Source organism: Pseudonocardia zijingensis, assembly GCF_042657305.1.
Taxonomy (GTDB): Bacteria; Actinomycetota; Actinomycetes; order Mycobacteriales; family Pseudonocardiaceae; genus Pseudonocardia; species Pseudonocardia zijingensis.
This window is the reverse complement of the sequence record NZ_JBHSKO010000001.1, coordinates 208695-225668: the sequence shown is the minus strand read 5'-3', so window position 1 is coordinate 225668 and position 16974 is coordinate 208695. Positions and strand designations below refer to the sequence as shown.

13 protein-coding genes are annotated in these 16974 nt (G+C 71.6%); all 13 read right to left on the bottom strand.

Annotated features, from left to right (window positions below):
* Positions 1 to 110: 110 nt before the first annotated feature.
* The 13 genes from ACFPL3_RS01250 to ACFPL3_RS01190 all read right to left on the bottom strand — a co-directional run bounded on the left by ACFPL3_RS01250 (position 111) and on the right by ACFPL3_RS01190 (position 16941).
* Positions 111 to 4286, bottom strand: a complete 4176-nt coding sequence (locus ACFPL3_RS01250; RefSeq protein WP_379588344.1) for a hypothetical protein — start codon at positions 4284 to 4286, stop codon at positions 111 to 113.
* A 12-nt stretch (positions 4287 to 4298) separates the two neighbouring features.
* On the bottom strand, positions 4299 to 4709 hold the full coding sequence (locus ACFPL3_RS01245) for a hypothetical protein (protein WP_343944896.1): 411 nt from the start codon (positions 4707 to 4709) through the stop codon (positions 4299 to 4301).
* A gap of 14 nt (positions 4710 to 4723) precedes the next feature.
* Positions 4724 to 5143 carry a hypothetical protein gene (locus ACFPL3_RS01240; RefSeq protein WP_343944897.1) on the bottom strand — a complete coding sequence of 140 codons (420 nt, stop codon included), beginning with the start codon at positions 5141 to 5143 and terminating at the stop codon, positions 4724 to 4726.
* 95 nt (positions 5144 to 5238) lie between these two features.
* Positions 5239 to 5556: a hypothetical protein gene (locus tag ACFPL3_RS01235; protein WP_343944898.1), complete on the bottom strand. Its 318-nt coding sequence runs from the start codon at positions 5554 to 5556 to the stop codon at positions 5239 to 5241.
* 108 nt (positions 5557 to 5664) lie between these two features.
* Positions 5665 to 5904: a hypothetical protein gene (locus ACFPL3_RS01230; RefSeq protein WP_343944899.1), complete on the bottom strand. Its 240-nt coding sequence runs from the start codon at positions 5902 to 5904 to the stop codon at positions 5665 to 5667.
* The gene (locus tag ACFPL3_RS01225; RefSeq protein WP_343944900.1) at positions 5901 to 6287 is read right to left on the bottom strand and encodes a hypothetical protein; all 387 of its coding nucleotides are present in this window, start codon (positions 6285 to 6287) and stop codon (positions 5901 to 5903) included. The genes ACFPL3_RS01230 and ACFPL3_RS01225 overlap by 4 nt, the downstream gene beginning before the upstream one ends.
* 3 nt (positions 6288 to 6290) lie before the next feature.
* Complete coding sequence (locus tag ACFPL3_RS01220; RefSeq protein ID WP_343944901.1) at positions 6291 to 10685, bottom strand: hypothetical protein; 4395 nt, start codon at positions 10683 to 10685, stop codon at positions 6291 to 6293.
* Positions 10686 to 10739: 54 nt separating this feature from the next.
* The gene (locus ACFPL3_RS01215) at positions 10740 to 11141 is read right to left on the bottom strand and encodes a hypothetical protein (protein WP_343944902.1); all 402 of its coding nucleotides are present in this window, start codon (positions 11139 to 11141) and stop codon (positions 10740 to 10742) included.
* A gap of 3 nt (positions 11142 to 11144) precedes the next feature.
* On the bottom strand, positions 11145 to 11504 hold the full coding sequence (locus ACFPL3_RS01210; RefSeq protein WP_343944903.1) for a hypothetical protein: 360 nt from the start codon (positions 11502 to 11504) through the stop codon (positions 11145 to 11147).
* 8 nt (positions 11505 to 11512) lie between these two features.
* Positions 11513 to 12373, bottom strand: a complete 861-nt coding sequence (locus ACFPL3_RS01205; RefSeq protein WP_343944904.1) for a hypothetical protein — start codon at positions 12371 to 12373, stop codon at positions 11513 to 11515.
* Entirely contained in the window at positions 12370 to 15852 is a 3483-nt protein-coding gene (locus ACFPL3_RS01200) for a phage tail protein (protein WP_343944905.1), read from the bottom strand. Before ACFPL3_RS01200 ends, ACFPL3_RS01205 begins: the two co-directional genes overlap by 4 nt.
* Before the next feature lie 145 nt (positions 15853 to 15997).
* Entirely contained in the window at positions 15998 to 16162 is a 165-nt protein-coding gene (locus tag ACFPL3_RS01195) for a hypothetical protein (RefSeq protein WP_343944906.1), read from the bottom strand.
* A 104-nt stretch (positions 16163 to 16266) separates the two neighbouring features.
* A complete protein-coding gene (locus ACFPL3_RS01190; RefSeq protein WP_343944907.1) occupies positions 16267 to 16941 on the bottom strand; it encodes a hypothetical protein in 675 nt (224 codons plus the stop codon).
* Positions 16942 to 16974: the final 33 nt, after the last annotated feature.

Below are 16974 nucleotides of genomic sequence, written 5' to 3'. Positions count from 1 at the left end.
GTGCTCGTGCGCCCCGGCCTCGTGCCCGCACTGGCACGGCGGACGGGGCTCCGAGCGGGTCACGCCCGGACCCTGATGCCTCCCTGTACGGGTGTGGAGGCAGTCGCGTGTCAGGCGACGACCTCGGGCGGTCCGGCGTGCAAGCGGGTGCTGCCCCACTCCGGTCGGCCAGCGCGGAGCGGCCCCTCGTAGGTGGGCGGCGGAGTGGTCACGAGCACTGCTGTCGGCAGCGGCAGCACCGCTGCGAGCTCGCCGGTCAGGGTGAGGTGCCCGACGAGCGCCGCGGTGGGCATCGGGATGACGGCGGCGAACGTCGACTCGGGGTCCTCGATGTCGCCGACGAACGCCACCTCCGGAAGCGGGAGGGTCGCGGCGAGCTGGCCGGCCGCGGTCACCGACCCGGCGAGGCCGGCCTCCGGGACGGGCAGCGCAGCGTCGAGCCGGCCGCCGGTTGAGGTGGCTGCACGCAGGTCGGCGGCTGGCAGCGGCAGCGTCGCGGCGAGCGTTCCACCTCCGGCGGTGACGGTGCCCTCGAGCGTCGCCTTGGGCGTGGGCAGCGCGCCGGCGAGCGTCCCGGCCGCGGTGACAGTGCCGCTGACGGTCGCGGCCGGGAGCGGCGCAGTGGCGTGGAGCGTGCCGCGTGCTGCGCCGTCGCCGCCGAGCTCGGCGATCGGCAGCGGCAGCGTCCCGGCCAGCACGCCGGTCGCGGTGGCGCCACCGGTGAGGTCGGCGACTGGGACGGGCAGCGTGCCCGCGAGCTGCCCGGCCGTCGCGGTCGTCCCGGCCAGGGCTGCGGTCGGGGCCGGGACGGTCCCGGCGAGCAGCCCGGCGGCCGTGACGTCGCCGTCAAGGCGGGCAGCAGGGAGCGGCGCGGACGCGGCGAGCTGCCCTGCGACCCCGGCGGCGCCAGCCAGGTCGGCGGCCGGGAGCGGCGCTGCGGCGGTGAGGAGCCCGCGCGCTGCGGTGACGCCGACGAGGCTGGCGGTGGGTGCCGGGAGCTGCGCGGCGAGCACCCCGGCGGTCCTGACCGTGCCGTCCAGGTCGGCGCCTGGCAGCGGGACGACCCCCGCGAGGGTGCCGGTGCTGGTGGCCGTGGCGGTGACGCTGGCGGTCGGGAGCGGCAGCGTGGCGGCGACCGTGCCCGTGTCCGCGATGGCGCCCTGCAGCGCGGCGGTCGGCGCGGGGAGGGTGGCGTCGAGGGTGCCGGTGACGGCGGTCTGCTCGGTGACGGTGACGTCGAGCATCGCGGGCGAGGACCAGCCCTGCGCGTTGCGGGCGCCCTTGATGATGACGTAGTCGCCCTCGACGGTCGGGGTCCAGTCGAGCGTCTCAGCGTTGCCGATGACGGTGCCGGCGCTGGTGGGGCCGTCGAGGATGGCCCACTTGTGCTCGAGGATGCCGTCGCCGGTGGCGGTGCCGGTGCGCACGAACGGCACCCCGACCGGGGTCTCCGCGGCCGGCCCCGGGTCAGTCTCGGGGATGCCGAAGTAGTTCGTCGGCGGATGCCAGCCGGTGTGGAAGTGCTGGACGTGCTGCACGTTCACGGTGCCCCGCGTGTCGGCGGGGACGTGGGTCTCGTTGAACTGCAGGTAGGCGCCGGTCTTCTCGAAGTAGGTGTCGACGTCCTCGGTGACCGGGAAGTCGGCGACCGGCTGCCGGTAGTGCCAGACGGTGAAGTCGTCGCCGAAGATGTAGTACCAGTCGCGGTGGATCATCGACAGCAGGTCGAGCGGGTCCCCGCGGGTGTAGCTCGTCCGGAACGGTGGCCGGCCGACCTCGGTGGTGTCGCCGGAGTCGGGGTCGTAGGTGCGCAGCGCGATGTAGACCTGGTCGTCGTCGAGCTCGGTGCGGACCTGCACGATGTCGCCGTCGCCGGAGTGCAGCTGCATCGCGACGATGTCCGGCCGCTCGGCCGGGTACTCCATCCACGCGACGCGGGTGCGCATCCAGTGCGTCTGCCCGTCGTGCGGGTCGAACCCGAACTCGTCGTCGGTGCCCGGGAAGTAGGGGCGCTGCTCCGAGCGCGGGTACTGCGTGCCGGAGGTCCTCGGGCCATCGGCGCGGACGGAGTGCTGCACCCATTCGCCGTCGTCGGCGACGGTGAACTCGGGGTCGATGTCGAGGCCAGCGGCGATCGTCGACGGCGGGTAGAGCACCCGCTCGGGGGCTCCCTCCTCGGCGACGTCGACGCCCATGTGCACCTGTCCGGGCGCGGTGCCGATGTTCAGCACCTGACCGGGCGTGAGGCCCGGCTGCACAGCGCCGACCGGGAACGCCACGTTGAACGCGATCCACTGCTCGGTGGTGTTGTACCCGATCGTGCCGGGCGCGATCAGCGTCGTGTTCTCGACGAGCCCGACCGACTCAAGGGCGTAGGTGGACACCGCGTTCGTGCCGGCGGCGGCCTCGGCCTCGGCGAGCAGCTGCCACCCGGCTGGCAGCGTGACGAGCTGCTCGGTGGCAGGGTTGGCGTCGAGCGCGAGGAACAGCAGCGACAGGTAGTCACCTTCCGGGACCGGTAGCGGCGGCACGTCGGCGACGCTGGCGTTCCCCCCGTTCGCGCCGGCGGCGAACGGGTCCCCGACGTCGATCACCGACGCCGCGATGTAGGCCGGCTCCCCCGCCAGCGGGGTCGACACGACCAGCGCGTCGGCACCGTTGGCGCGCTTCCAGAACAGCGACGCGGAGTGGTTCGTCGTGTCGCCCTGGTCCTGGGTGTTGAGGCGCACCCAGCCGGGATCCGAGCTCGGGTCGATGTCGGGGAAGTTCTCGGCGTTGTCGACGGCGAAGGCCACGAGCAGCGCGTCCCCGACCTCGACCTCGGCGGGGAGGGTGACGGGGTGGGTCTGCGCGTTCGGCCCGGTGCCGGTCGAGGTCGACCGGACGGCGGGCTCGTCGACGGGCGGGGCCGGGTCGGTGAACGTGAGGCCCGCGCTGACGGGCATGAGCAGGTACGCGGGGCGCTCGGTGAGGACCTCGCCGGTGTCGCCGGCCTGCAGCTCGGCGGTGCCCGTGCCGCCGTGGACGACGTAACCGGTGCGGATCTCGCCAGTGCTGTTCCTCGCCCGGTAGCCGACCTCGAACACGACCTTGTCATCGGCGAAGACGTCCACCGTGGTCGTGGGGCGCGCGGTCACGGTGATCGAGAACGCGACCGCGTCGAGCGCGATGGTCGAGGCTGGCCACGGGTTGCTGAACGTGACCTCGAACAGCTGCGTGCGGCGGGTGCCGTCCGGGGCCATCACCCATGCCGCGGTGGCCCAGGCGAGGTCGGCGTCCCCTTCCTGGGCGCGGCACGGCATGACCAACGTCCAGTCCTGCCCGGCGGGGATCTGGCCGTCCTGCGCCGCCCCGCCGGTGACGAACTGCAGGATCATCGCGTCGAACGAGGTCGACGTGCTCGTCTCGCCGATCCCGAGGGTGGCCGCCGGGCCGCCGGGCGAGTTGCCGAGCAGCTTGACGGGGGCAGAGGCCGAGAAGCCGTCCCACATCGACGACGGCTCGTCGACCGGTCGGTCGGTGTCGACGTTCGTGAAGTACAGCCGCAGGGTGTCGGGCTCCGGCTCGCTGCCGACGCCGTCGAGCACGACGACGAAGAAGCCGCACTCGTCCGCGGTCTCTGTGGTCCAGGTGCCGCCGACCGAACCTGGCGTGGCGGCCTCGCGGGTGCCGACGCCCACGGAGACGATCTCGACCGCGTTGTCGCCGGTCTCGTTGACGCGCTCGGTGAAGTCGCCGAACGACGTGAACGACTGCGTCACCCCGACGGCGTCGAACTGGTCGCTGCCGCCGAAACCGATCACGAGGGAGTCGGGCGCGACCGTGCTGATCGTTGGGAGCGTGTGCGTGGTGCCGCCGTTGCCGTCGTCGTCGGTCTCGGCCAGCGTCGCGACCGGAAGCGTCCGGCCGGCCGAGCCCGGCGGCAGGCTGGCGCACACACGCGCGGCCGTCCATACCCGGGCGGAGGTCAGCGAGCACGTCAGCGGCGCCTGCCGCTGCCCCTCCGTCGCAGCCGGGTCGATCTCCAGGTAGATGAACGTCGACGACCCGGAACCCGAGTCGGGCGAGGCCGGGAAGATCGAGACGACGTGTACCCACCCGGTGCCGTCCAGCGAGGCGGGGTCGATGTCCGAGCTCGACGACGCCGTCATGATGACGGCGCCCTGCCAGTCCGTTGCGGACGGCAGCGCCCCAGTCCCGTCCTCTACGGGGACGGGGATCTCGACCGTCGCGTTGCCCTGGCTGGCGGACTCGACGCTGCTGGACTTGTACGCCGGGAAGGCCACAGCGGTCGGGCCTTACTCCCCGGAGGGCATCGTGACGGTGCCGCCGGTGATGTCGACCGTCAGCCCCGCCGTGATCGCCGTGGTGGCGAGCTGCAGGTCGCCGCCGTCGCCGGTGGCGGAAACGGAGCCGTCCATGACGGTCGCGCCGGCGCCGTCGAGTGCCCGGAACCAGGTCGCCGTGCCGGCCGCAACGCCGGTGACCGCGGGCGGGTCGGTCAGCGTCGCAGTGCCGTCGGCCGAGTCCCCGAACGCCGGGGTCGCCAGCTCGACGGTTGCGAGGACGGTGCCGGTGGCGGCGTCGTTGGCCGAGGGGGGCCGGGTGCCGGACCGGATCTCGAGGCTGCCGGCGCCGGAGGCGTCGACGCGGTCGACGAGGGTGTTGCACATCGCGTCGCGGGTGTCGGTGGGCAGCGTCAGGGCCATGACGGGTGGTTCTCCTATCGGGTGTGCTGCGCGCGAAGACCGAAGGGGCCTTCGGCGATCCGGTGCGTCTCGCCGCCGTTCGCGGCAGGCTCGGTGAGCTCGATGTCCCAGCTGCACGTGTAGTCCGGCCAGGTCGCCTGCCAGCCGGTCGTCTCCTCGTCGGTGGCGAGGAGCCGCACCTTCCCCGGAGTGCCGGGCACGATCACCGCGTTCGGGGTGTCACCGTCGGTGCTCCACTCGTGCAGCACCGTGGAGGCGAGGGCGTTGCGCCGAACCTGCGCCCGGGCGCTCCAGCTGCCCTCGCTGCCGATCGGGATGGCGACGGGCTCGTCGTGGCAGTCGAGGATCGGCACGAGCAGGTCGATCGACTCGCCTGCGTTGACCTCCACATCGAGCCTGGTGGTGCAGGGCCGGATCTTGTAGTCGTCGCTCACCGGCCACCCCAGCGGGGGCGGCGCGTGCGGGCGGCGCGGGAGGTCACGGCCCGCATCCCACCCGCGGCGCCGTGGTGGCGGCGGCCAGTCGCGTGTCAGCCGCCGGACAGCATGTTGGTGAGCACAGAGCCGACGACCCCGCCGCCACCGGCAGCGAGCCCCGCGATGAGCCCGGTGACCTGCCATCGGACCCGCTGAACCTCGCCGAGCTCCTTCTTCTGCTCGACGAGCTCACCCTTCAGTTCGACGATCTCGGTGGCCTGCTGCTGGAGCACAATGGCGTGCTCGCGGTGCGGCTCCGCTCGCTGCTCGACAACCCGGAGCCGGGCCTCGTGGTCGTCGCCCCGGGCGAGAAGCTGGTCGAGCTTGACGTCGATCCGCGCGAGCCGGTCGATCACGTCCGAGTCGTTCATGGGGTGTCCGATCTACGTGCCAGGGGCGGCGCGGGCCGATGCCGCGCCTCCCTCCCGTTCGTGGGCAGTCGACGCGATCACGGCCTTGCGCTCTTGATCAGTCGCGTGTTAGAGCTCACCCGGTGACTGCGGGGCCCCCACCGTTCCCGGCGCCTTCTGCCGCTCGAGCTCGTCGATCCGGACTGTCAGGAGCTGGATCTGCTCGGCCTGCTGGCGGAGCTGCTCGGCCTGCTGGCGGGCGATGACCCTGAGCTGGGCGCGCTCGAACAGCGCCTTGCTCAGCGGGTCGCTCTCCAGCTCCGCGTGCACCTCGGCGATGTCGAGCTGCGGGCCGTGGGCCGCGGTCACGGGACGACCAGATCACTGATGCTGAACGCGCGGCCACGCTCGTCGCACTCGAAGAATCGGCTCATTTCTGTCGGGCCGATGCCGAGCTTGCGCTTCTGCAGATTGCGCGACCAGAACGATTCGGCGGAGCCGACAACGACCTCATCAGGCCCGACGTAATCGGTGCCGTAGTCCCAGAACTCCCACCGGACGGTCGGTTCGACCCCGGAGCGGTCAACGGCCAGGGACCGGTAGACCAGCGACACGTCATCCCACGACTTGTCCAGCTCTTCGATGGCGAGGTCGAGGAACGCCTGGTCCTCAGCGGGGTCGTTCACCCAGTGGAACGCCTTCGTGAATGGCGCGGTGCCCTCGCACAGCGAGTTGACGTAGGTCAGGGGCATGGCTCAGTCCTCCGGTGGGATGTAGGGCGGGGTGTAGAGCCCGAGGCCGATGACCGTCGCGCTCACGCGGGTGTTGTCGTTGGACGGGTTAGTCGGGAAGGCCGACCCGCTGATGTTCTTGAAGACGACCGTGCAGCCGATCTCGGTGACCGAGCCGGTCTTGATCCACGCGGTGACCCGCCCGGCCCAAACGAACGAGCTGTGAATCTGCACGAAGCCGCCGGTGGGAGGCGCGGGCGGTGTGGACTCCCAGGTCACCGCGACTTCGACGGTAGCGTCTGCCGGGAAGATGTTCGGCGGGAAGAACCCAGCGGCGTCGAGGACGGCGACCGCGCTTGTCGACACGATCTCCTGGTCAAGCACCTGCCCGAAGGCGCCCCACAGCACACCCACCTGCGACCCGAGGTCGACCGCAAGGGTCCGCTCGCCCGCGTCATTACGGTACGGCCGCTGCAGCTCCTCGGGAAGCTCCTCGGCGATTACGCCGACATTCGGAGGCGCGTCCGGCTGCTGGCTGGTGTAGCGGAACTTCCGGGCCCTGGCGTTCTTGATCGTTTCGAGTGGATCGAGGACGGCGCGGACATCTTCGATGTCCTCCTTCACCGCCTCAGAGGACGAGACCTCCCATCCCCGAGCCAGACCAACACCTTGGTCGCCCGACAGATTGCCCGCGGTCACCACGAAGCGCCCGTCGTCATTGTCGGGCCCACCGACGGCGGCCAGCTTCCATCCGGTGTCGTTGCCGTAGAAGCCGCCCCAGCCGTTTCCGTCGACGCCGTACGAGATGCCCGACCGTGTGATGAAGTCGCCGTCCTCGTCGAGCATGGAGAACTGCAGCCGGTTGTTGCCCGTGGGACTGTCGAACTTCTGGGTCACCTCGAGTGCGACGAGTGGCGCGGTGATGCGCGAACGCCGGTCGAACAGCACGATCTCCGAGGTGATGGAGTCGAGCAGGTTCCCCTCGTTCGAGTAGTTCAGGCCGACACCGAGCGTGTTGACGTTGAGCCGGCCTGACTTGCCGCTGGTCAGCGGGCCGCGCCACACGATGTCGTTGCCCTCGTTCACGATCCGCGAGGGGTTCGCCCCTGCGGTGGCGAAGAAGCTCATCGTCCCGTCAGGGTCGATGTGGATGCGCTGCCCGGAGAGCCCGGACCGGTAGGTGCCGGTGATCAGGAGAGACCCGTCGGTGGCGTCCCAGTTGCCGACCACGTTGCCGTCGCGGTAGAGCCGGATGCCCGAGCTGTCGAAGATCAGTCGGTCGGGACCGGTGCCGGTCTGGAACGTCCCGGACAGGGTGACCGTGGCGGTCATCGTGCCGGCCGTCAGCTTGCCGACCTCGAGCTCTTCGACCTTCGCGCTGTTGATCGCGGCGTCGGCGATCTTGGCGCGGACGATCTCGCCGTCGATGATCTGGGCGCGGTCGATCGCGTCCGGCCCGATGTCGATGTTGACGAGCTGCTGCGCGGTGACCGGCCCGGCGATCGGGGACAGCGGGCTCGGGTTCTTCGTGCGGTCGACCGCGCGGAACGCGACGTACCAGCCGACGCCGACGGGGATGTTCGGCTGGTTCCAGGTGCCGCCGGTAGGTTGCAGGTTCGCGACGTGCTGGGGCGTGGTGAGGGCCGGGTCGAACTCGACCGGGTCCGACACCGTCGCCGGTACGGAGAACGCGGCAGTCTGGGAGAACCAGACTTCGATCGCCTCGGTGTCCTCCGGCATCGTCTCGCCGGCCGAGCCGAGGCCATCGTAGTGGGCGTCGATCGTGCGGAACCACACCGACAGCTGCGGGATCGACGGGGCCGGCGGGGCCTGGTTGTCGCCCTGTGTGGTGATGTCGACCCGGGTGGACCACTCCGACTGCAGCCCGGACCGGTCGACGGCGGCGACCTGCACGCCGATGTCCCGGCCGCCCTCGGCGTTGCCCCACAGGAGCTGCAGCTCGGTGGTCGGTGAGCCTTCCGGCTCGTACCAGGCGAGAGGTTCGCCTCCGGGGTTCGAGGAGGGGATGCCGCCGACCTGGTCGAACCCGAGGTACGCCCACCGGATCCGGTAGCCGCTGATGTCGGTGGCGGGGGTGCCGTCTGCGTTGGTGGTGACGGCCTGCCACTGCGCGGACACCTCGGCGTAGGTGAGCGGGTCGCCGGGCACCTGGTAGGCGACGTCGGAGGCGACGACGAGCCCGGTCGGCGCGGCCGGGGGCTTCCCGTCGTCGGGGTTCTCCGGGGCGGAGGTGCCGATGACGGTCGAGCCGCTCTTGAGCCGGTCGATCTGCTGCTGCAGCGACACGTCCCGCTCGTCGATCAGGTCCCGCAGGACCACTCCGCCCGAGTAGTGGTCGCTGCGCCCGGAGATGGTGAGCTGGCTGATGCGTTCCCGGTTGGCCTCGGTGAACCCGCCGCCGGTGTCGGAGTACACCCAGTCCAGGGGGTATAGCTCGATCAGCGGTGTCGGGTGGTCCGGGTCGAACGTCAGGGAGTGGGTGATCTCGTCGACGCCCCAGACGCGGCGGGCGAGCTCGACGGTGCCATACGCGGTCGCGGAGGCCTGGTCGGCGAGGCTTCCCTCCGAGACGACCTGGCCGACGTTGCGGCCGCGGCGGGCGCGCGCGGAGTCGTCGTGCAGGGTGACGTAGACGCCGTCCTTGCCGATGACGAGGAGGTCGGTGGCGGCGTCGGCGACGTTGGTGCGGCGCGGGGACTCGACGAGGTCCCGGCCCGCCCGGAGCACGATCGGCGGGTCCTTCTGGGTGTGGTCGACGCCGACGGTGTCCGGGACGTACAGGCGCACCGCGAGGTCGGTGGTGACCTCGAACTCGACGGTGCCCCACTGGCGGAGCAGCTGGGCGATCGAGTGCGGGGTCTCCCCTGGGGAGAACGTCGGGGACATCCGGTGGTCGGCCGGCCAGGGCACGCCGCGGGAGTCGACCTCGTCGGTGAACGTCCAGTGCAGGTCGGTGCAGAACCCGGCCTGCTGGGCGGCGTTGAGGACCCAGCCGAGGATCGCGCCGGCGGTGGCGGCCGTGAAGTGGGTTTCGCCGCGCTCGTCGGCCTCGTTGTAGGGCAGCCAGCCCTCGCGGAGCAGGGCGGTGAGGAAGGTGCCGGTGAACGTCCACGTCCCGGCTTCGCTGACCTCGTCGCCCTGGCGGGCGGTGAGGATCGCGCCGAGCGCGTTCTGGGCGCGGCCGTCGGTGCGGATGTGGATGAACAGGTCGCGGCTGCGGTTGATCCTGCTGTCGAGGACGTCGAAGTTGATGCCGTCGGCCGGGTACTCCAGCTGCACGGCGCCGTCCTCGCCGGGGATGAGCGAGAGGTCCCATCCGGTCGGCTGCGGCAGGGGGCACAGGATGCTGCGGTCGTCGTCGAGCGCCCAGAAGTCCACACGGAGCGGGGGGCGGATCCCGACCTCGACGGTGGGCTCGTAGACCGACGAGCCGTCCGGGACGGGCTGCGGCCGGACGATGTGCCGGATCATCGGCCCGGTCGGCGGCGGCGGAGCAGCGATCGCTGTCGGCTGCACGAACACCGGCCCAGGCACGACCGTCGAGGGCGGCGGATCGGCCGGTGCGGGGATCGCGTCGGGCGCGACCCGGAACCCGACCTCGACCTCCGGTTGCGGAGGCGCCGGAAGTGGGGGCACCGCGGTCGGGCTCACCGTCCGCGGCGGTTCGCTCGCATCGGCGGCCCGCACTCGGAGGGCGAACCCGACACCGGTGGCCGAGACGGACGTCGTGCCGGTGATCGTCGGACCGGTGCTCGACGAGCCGGCGGTGACAGGAACGTCCCATGCGGCGACGGCGAGGTCGTTCCCGGTCGCGGAGACCGCGGTGACGTCGGGACTCCTGGTGATCGCACCGAGCTCCGCGCCGCTGGCGGCGACGGCGGTGACAGACAGATCCAGCGGCGGGGTCGTCGGGCCGTCCGTCGGGCTGCCTGCGACCACCAGGACCCGGTCCTTCGCCGCGAGCTCGAGGGCAGGGCTGACCGTGCCCCCGATGGACGACGATGCGCTCGAGATCGAGTAGGAGCCGAAGTCCTCCGAGTAGGCGAGGCCCGGGCCGGGGTCGACCGCGCGGTAGGCGCGGATCTGCGCGAGGGCGACGCTGTTGCCTGAGAAGTTGATCGTTTGCGTGCCGGCGAGTCCACCTGATGGCGCGATCCGGCGGAACACCGTGACCCTCGTCGGACCGGTGTCCGCGCCGACCGCGCCACCGCCGCCGGTAGCGGTCCCGACGAGCGTCCAGTCCGCCGGGGTCGACGGCGTGATGGTGTCCGGCTTGTTGTGGACGACCGCGTAGACGACGTCGTTCTCCTCGATCCCACCGGGGTAGGCGGGCGCGGGCGCGTTCGCGCCGCTCGCCCACGCGCCCGCGCCGACGAGGAGGAGGTCGAGGTCCGCCACGGTTCCGCCCTCACCCGCTCCGGAGGGCGGCGGCGCGCCAGGAGCTGCTGCGCATCAGAGCGTCCCGATACCGGCGTCGTCCCAGTCGATGCTGATGTCGCCGCCGTTCGGGGTGACGGGCAGCCCGGTGGCCTGGTCGACGAACACCAGCAGCGGCGAGGTGGCGTCGGAGCCGGTGTTCTTCGAGACGATCAGGGCCTCGGCCTGGTCGCCCGTCACCGTGGGCAGCGTGACGTCGTCGGCGCTGAGGACCCCGTCGAGGGCATCGAGCCCCGTGAGCGTGCCGGTGGCGATCCGGGCCCCGGCGGGGATCTCGGACCGGAACTGGAACGTGGACAGGGAGAACGTCGGGACGTCGTTCATGTCGACGAGGTCGACGATGATCGTGTCGGCAGGCCAGTTCACCTGGGCGGTCGCGAAGGCCTGGCGGCCCTTCGGGAAGAACGCGTTGGCCATGGCTCACGCCTCCGGCTGGTCGAACGCCGGCCACGGCCGGGCGGTGGTGTCGCTGGTGTCGAGGTAGGCGCGCTCGCGCGGCTGGTAGTCCTGCTCGCGGCCGACGACGACGAACGCGGCGTGGCGGCGGCGTTCCTGCTCGGCGACCGCGGCAGCGATCGACGCCGGCGCGTGCCCCTCCCCCGCGTGGCGGGCAAGCCAGTCCCGGACCTGCGGCTCGACGAGCTGCACCGGGTCCTTCTGCCGCCAGATCCGGCCGCACGAACAGACGAGCTCGACGTAGACCCACTGGTCGAGGTCGGTGTGCACCGCGGGGTCGTAGAACGGCGGCCGCTCGTCGGCAGCCTGCTTCGTCGTGGCCACAGGCCCTCCTAGGCGATCTTGTACTTGCGTCGTCCGGTCACGGTCACCGAGCCGCCCGCGCCGCCGGTGTTGGTCAGCTCGACGACGGGGGTGCCGCCGCCGGGTTCGGGGCGCAGCGCGAACCACCTCGAGGTGCCGCGGCCTCCGTAGGCGAGGTCCTCGTAGAGCCCGCCCGCGACGCCGGCGGAGCCGTACACCTGCCACTCCGTGGTGTCGACGGTGATCGTCTGCCCAGCGGTGATGACCCGGTTGAGCTGCACGAAGATCTCGGTCGAGGGCTGCGCGAGCCGCGGGTTGTTCTGCGGCCCGAAGACCAGGAGCAGGTCCTCCATCGGCGCGGTCGCCCCGGCGAACTCGGCGAGCGTCACCGGGTCCCCGGCGGGCACGACCTGCGAGACCGGGTCGACGTCGGTCCAGAACGGGGACGCGCACCGCAGCGCGACGGAGAGCCGGCCGACGGTGTCGCGGCCGCGGCCGTCGACGTCCGGGGCGATCGCGTCGATGACCTCCCCGACGATCTGTCGGGCGGTGCCGTCCTCGAGGGTGAGGCGCAGGGTGACCTGCTCATCGACGGTGAACCAGGTCAGCAGCTGCCGCAGATTGCGGTGGAAGACGAGGCGCCCGTCCCCGGCCTCGGGGATGGTGCCGTCCGGGTTGACGCCGCGCACCCACGGCCGAAGCACGACGTTCGATGCGGCGTACTTCTTGCCGGGCAGGTGCAGCTCGCCGTGGGCCTGCGGGATCACGAGGTCGCGGCCGCGCTTCTCCGGCACGGCGAGCATCCCGGCGATGCCGTCGACGCTCCAGGCGACGCACTCGTCGAGGTCGTGGGCGACCCCGTCGGCGGTGATGAGCTCGATCGTGATCATCGGCGGGCGAACACCCCCAGCGCGGACAGCGTGCGGAGATCGGCGTTGACCTCGTCCGCGGTCCGCTCCGCGGTCGTGTCGATCTGCTGGTTGATGACGACGTCGCCGCCGGGCCGGGCGGCGAGCTCGGTGTGGATGGCGCGCAGCTCGGCGAGCACCGCGGCCTCGCTGGCCGAGGTGGCCGTGGGCTGCCCGGCGGTGGCTGCGGTCGCTGCGGCCGCGGTGCGCGGGTCGACCGCGGGCGCGGTGAGGTTGATGTCGCCGAGCTGGGCCGACACGACCCGGGCGATGTAGTCGCCGAGGGCGGAGCCGTCGCCGCCGCGGATGTTCGCGGGGTCGATGCTCTGGATGACGGCGTTCGCGGCGTTCACCGCGCCGGAGATGTCGACCGCGTCGACCGCCTGCTTCGACATCCGCCGGGTCGCCGCGGTGACCGTGGGGGTGATGCGGTCAACGCCCTGCACGAGGCCGCGGCCGAGGTCCCGCCCGATCGACGCGAACTCCCTCGACGGGGACGCGATGCCGAAGAAGTTCTTCACGGCGTTGAGCGCGTCGCGGGCCATGCCGAGCAGGAAGTCGGTGACGGCGCCGGCTGCGGCGCGCAGGCCTCGGACGATGCCGTCGATGACGTCGCGGCCCATCTGCACCATGTCGCCGACCCACCCGGACAGCGCGCTGATCGTGCGGGCGGGCAGCTCGACGAAGAAGTTGATCACGTCGACGATGAAGTTGTTCACCGCGGTGACGACCTGCGTGCCGAGGTCGAGGAAGAACGACACGACCTGGCTGACGAACCCGCCGACGGCGCCGACCACGGTGGACACCAGCCCGGCGAAGAACCCGACCACCGACCCAACGAACGACCCGACAGTGGCGATCACGGTCGCGGCGAGGTTCCCGAAGAACGCCACCACGGACGCGACGAGGTTCCCGACAAACGCGATCACCTGGCCGACGAAGGTCGCGACCGAGGTGACCATCCCCGTGAAGGCCGCGACCACCGTCGCGATCGCCGTGATGATCGGGGCCGCGATCGCCACGAACGCAGCGACCAGCGACGCGACGATGTTGACGATCGTCGTGATCACGGTGACCACGACCGTCGCAAGGCTCGTGAAGATCGGGATCAGGATCTGGATCGCCGCACCGATCAGCGGGAGCACCGCGGACGCGAGCTGCAGCAGCGGCGGCACCAGCGGGAGCACCGCCTGCACCAGCGCCATGAACGCGTTGACGATCAGCGGGATGAGCGGGGCAAGCGCAGTCACCGCGGTCAGCAGGACCTGACCGATCATCGTCGCCAGCTGAGTGAAGATCGGCGTCAGCTGCTGGATGATCGGCACGAGCTGCGCGAACAGCGGCGTCAGCATGCCGATGGCCTGCACGAGGACGCCGGCGATGATCGTCGCGACCTGCTGGATCACCGGCACGAGCGGCGTGATGACGGCGAGCATCGCCGCCAGCCCGGCCTGCACCAGCTGAACGATCACCGGCAGGAGCGGGGTGAGCGCCGCTACGACCTGCGCGAAGATCTGCGCGAAGGTCGTGAGGAGCGGAGCGAGCGCGGCAACGGCCTGCACGAGCGCACCGCCGAGCACCGTGGCGAGCTGCCCGAAGACGGGGGCGAGCGCGGTGATCGCCGGGGTGATCGCGGCGAAGGCCTGCACGAGGACGCCGGACAGGATCTGAGCGAGCTGCCCGATCACGGGGGCCAGCGCCTGGATCACCGGTGTGAGCACGGCAGCGAAGGCCGAGACGACTGGCCCGATCGCCGAGGCGACCGCTTGCAGGGCGGACCCGATCACCGGCAGGACCGGCGCCAGCGCACCGCCGAACGCCTGAACAAGGGCCGTGACCGCGGGGGCCACCGCAGCCATCGCCGTGCCGAGGGTGGTGCCGATGACCGAGGCGAGCTGTCCGATCAGCGGCAGCAGCGGCGCCAGGGCCTCGACGACCGTGAGGAACCCGGTCGCGAACGCGGTGATCCCAGGCGCGGCGGCCTGCAGCCCGGCGACCAGCTCGTTGAGGACCTGCCCGAGGACCGGGCCGACGGCCATGCCGATCTGCTGCAGGACCGGCCCGACTACGCCGAGGACCTGCACGAGACCGCCGACTACGGGGAGAAGAGCCTGAATCGCGGCCTGCGCTCCCTGGAAGAACGCGACGAGCGCTTGCTGGCCAGCGACGGAGTTCACGACGTTCGCGATCTCGGTCGTGACCGAGATCAGCCCGGACATCAGGCCACCGGTCGCGGTGCTCGCCGCACTGAAGACGCCGGAGACGATCGAGCCGAGGTTGCCGAGGACGAGGCCGAGCTGTTGGGCGGCGGCGACCGCGTTCTCGATCCAGACGGCGACCTGCCCGGTCTGGGCGGCGTTCGAGAGGAACGCGGCGAAGTTCCGGCCAGCGGCACCGATGGCCTCGCCAAGCCGGACGACGTACGGGGAGCCGGCGACGAACACCTCGGCGAAGGCGCGGCCGAGCGGGGCCAGCGCGGACGTGGCCGCGGTGACGCCGGCGGAAAGGTTCCCGAACGCGGATCGGACGTTGGAGACGGTGGAGGCGTCGTTAAGGAACCTGCCGAGGTCGGTGCTGGCACGGTTGAACGCGTCAGCGACGGACCCGAGGCTGGTCTGCAGGATCGGCAGGTAGTTGCTGCCGAGTTGTGAGATGACAGGGCCGAGCCCGGCGAACAGGCGCTGTTGCACGTCGAGGCGCAGCCCTTCCCATGCCGGGCGCAGACCCATGACGGCACGGGCGGCTTCCTGCGCCGCGGGAGCGAGGTCGCGGATCGCCTCGGCGAATGCCGCCGCGTCCCCTTCGGCGACCGCGGACATGGCCTCGCCGAAACCCTGGGTGCCGACGCGGAGGGCCCCGATCGCGAGCTGGACGGCGCCGATCGCGGCGGGCAGCACCGCGATGCCGCCGGCTAGCTGGGCGGCGCCAGCGGCGATGCCTGCGAGGCCGATCCCGAGCCCACCGGCAGCGGCTTGCGCGGCGACGGCGGCAAGGCCGAGCTGGGAGAGGCTGGCGCCGAGACGACCGATGCCGCTGAGCGCACCCGCGGCGCTCTGACCGATGCTCGCCAACCCGCGGCTCAGCCCGCGGTCCACGTCGACGTTCACATCGACGGTCGCGGTGCCGCGGGCGGCAGCGATCGCTGCCTGGATTCGTGCGGTGAGCCCTGCGGTGTCGACGTCGATGCCGACGTCGAACGGGGATGCGGCGGCGAGCGCCGCGCGGATCCGGTTGGCGATCTGCGAGACGTCGGCCTCGAGGTCGATGTTGAACGGCCCGGCTGAGGCGAGCGCGGCCCGGATGCGGGTGCTGATGCTGGCCGGGTCGGTGTCGAGCTGGACGTCGACCTGCCCGATCCGGCCGGCGGTAGCGCGGACGGCGTTGGCGAAGCGCCGCCCGACCCGCTCGCCGGCGCGGGCAGCGTCGGATTCCGCGCCGGCGGAGTCGAGCTCGACGCGCACGGATGCGGTGTCCAGGACGCGCGCTATGGCACGTCGTCACCTCGCATCCGGGGTCGGTGTCGCTGGGGGCGCGCCCACCATGCGCGGGCCCACGCCGGGCTCGCGACTGCCGCGAGTCCGCGACTCCACCCGCCGTCGGCTCCGCTCAGGTCGAGCGGTTGAGGCCGGCGGCCTTCGCCATCTGCGCCTGCTGGTCGGGCCGCAGCCCCCAGCTCTCCCGGTCGGGTGGCCGGATCTTCCAGATGAGCGGGTCGAACTTGCGGCGCCACTTCTCGAGCGCGTCGCTCGGGGTGTCGATGACGATCGTCATGAGGACGTCGAGGACCGTGCCGACCGGTGTGTCGGCGTCGACACCAGCGATGTGCAGGCGGCCGCGGAAGTATCCGGCGAGGTCGGACTCGCCGGTGGTCGTCGCTAGGAGCGCGACGACCTCGACGTAGGGCGCCCGTTGGCCGCCTCCGAGGTGAGGTACTCGAAGACCTGCATGATCTGCTCGAACTCGATCTCGACGTCGTCGTCGGCCTCCATCAGGTGCGCCCAGCGGCGGCGCGACGACCCGGCCTCAAACGCGGCGAACTTCTGGGCCTCGGCAAGCTCCACTTCGGTGCCGTCCGGGGCGACGACCTGCCCGTCGACGAGCTCGAGCTGCCACTTCGCCGGGGTGCCGTCGCTGTCGACAAGGCTGCGCCGGATCATGCGGTCGAGGAACGGCAGCGCGGACGCGTCCTTCTGGTTCTTGACCAGGCCGAGAGTGTCGGAGTAGGTGAAGCGGGGGCGGGCGGTGAACTCGTGGGTCTCCTCGACGCCGTCCCGGACGAACCCGACGGAGAACTCGACGGTGGGGGCCTGGGCGACCTTGCGGCTCGGCCCGATGTGCTTCTTCGATGCGCTCACGGCCGGAGAGCGTCGCGCCACCGGTGCCTGGGGCGCGATGCCCGCGAGTCCGCAAGTCGGCGACGTCGTGCTTCGTCTGCGCGAAGTAACGAGCTCGATCACCGCGTCGAGCACCGCGAGGTGATCAATGACTTCGTTGCCCAGCCGTTCCCGCTCTTCGCGATCGTCGTGGAACCAGATCGTGATGGCACTCAATCATTGATCGGGCGCGTCGTGGGATGGGAACGA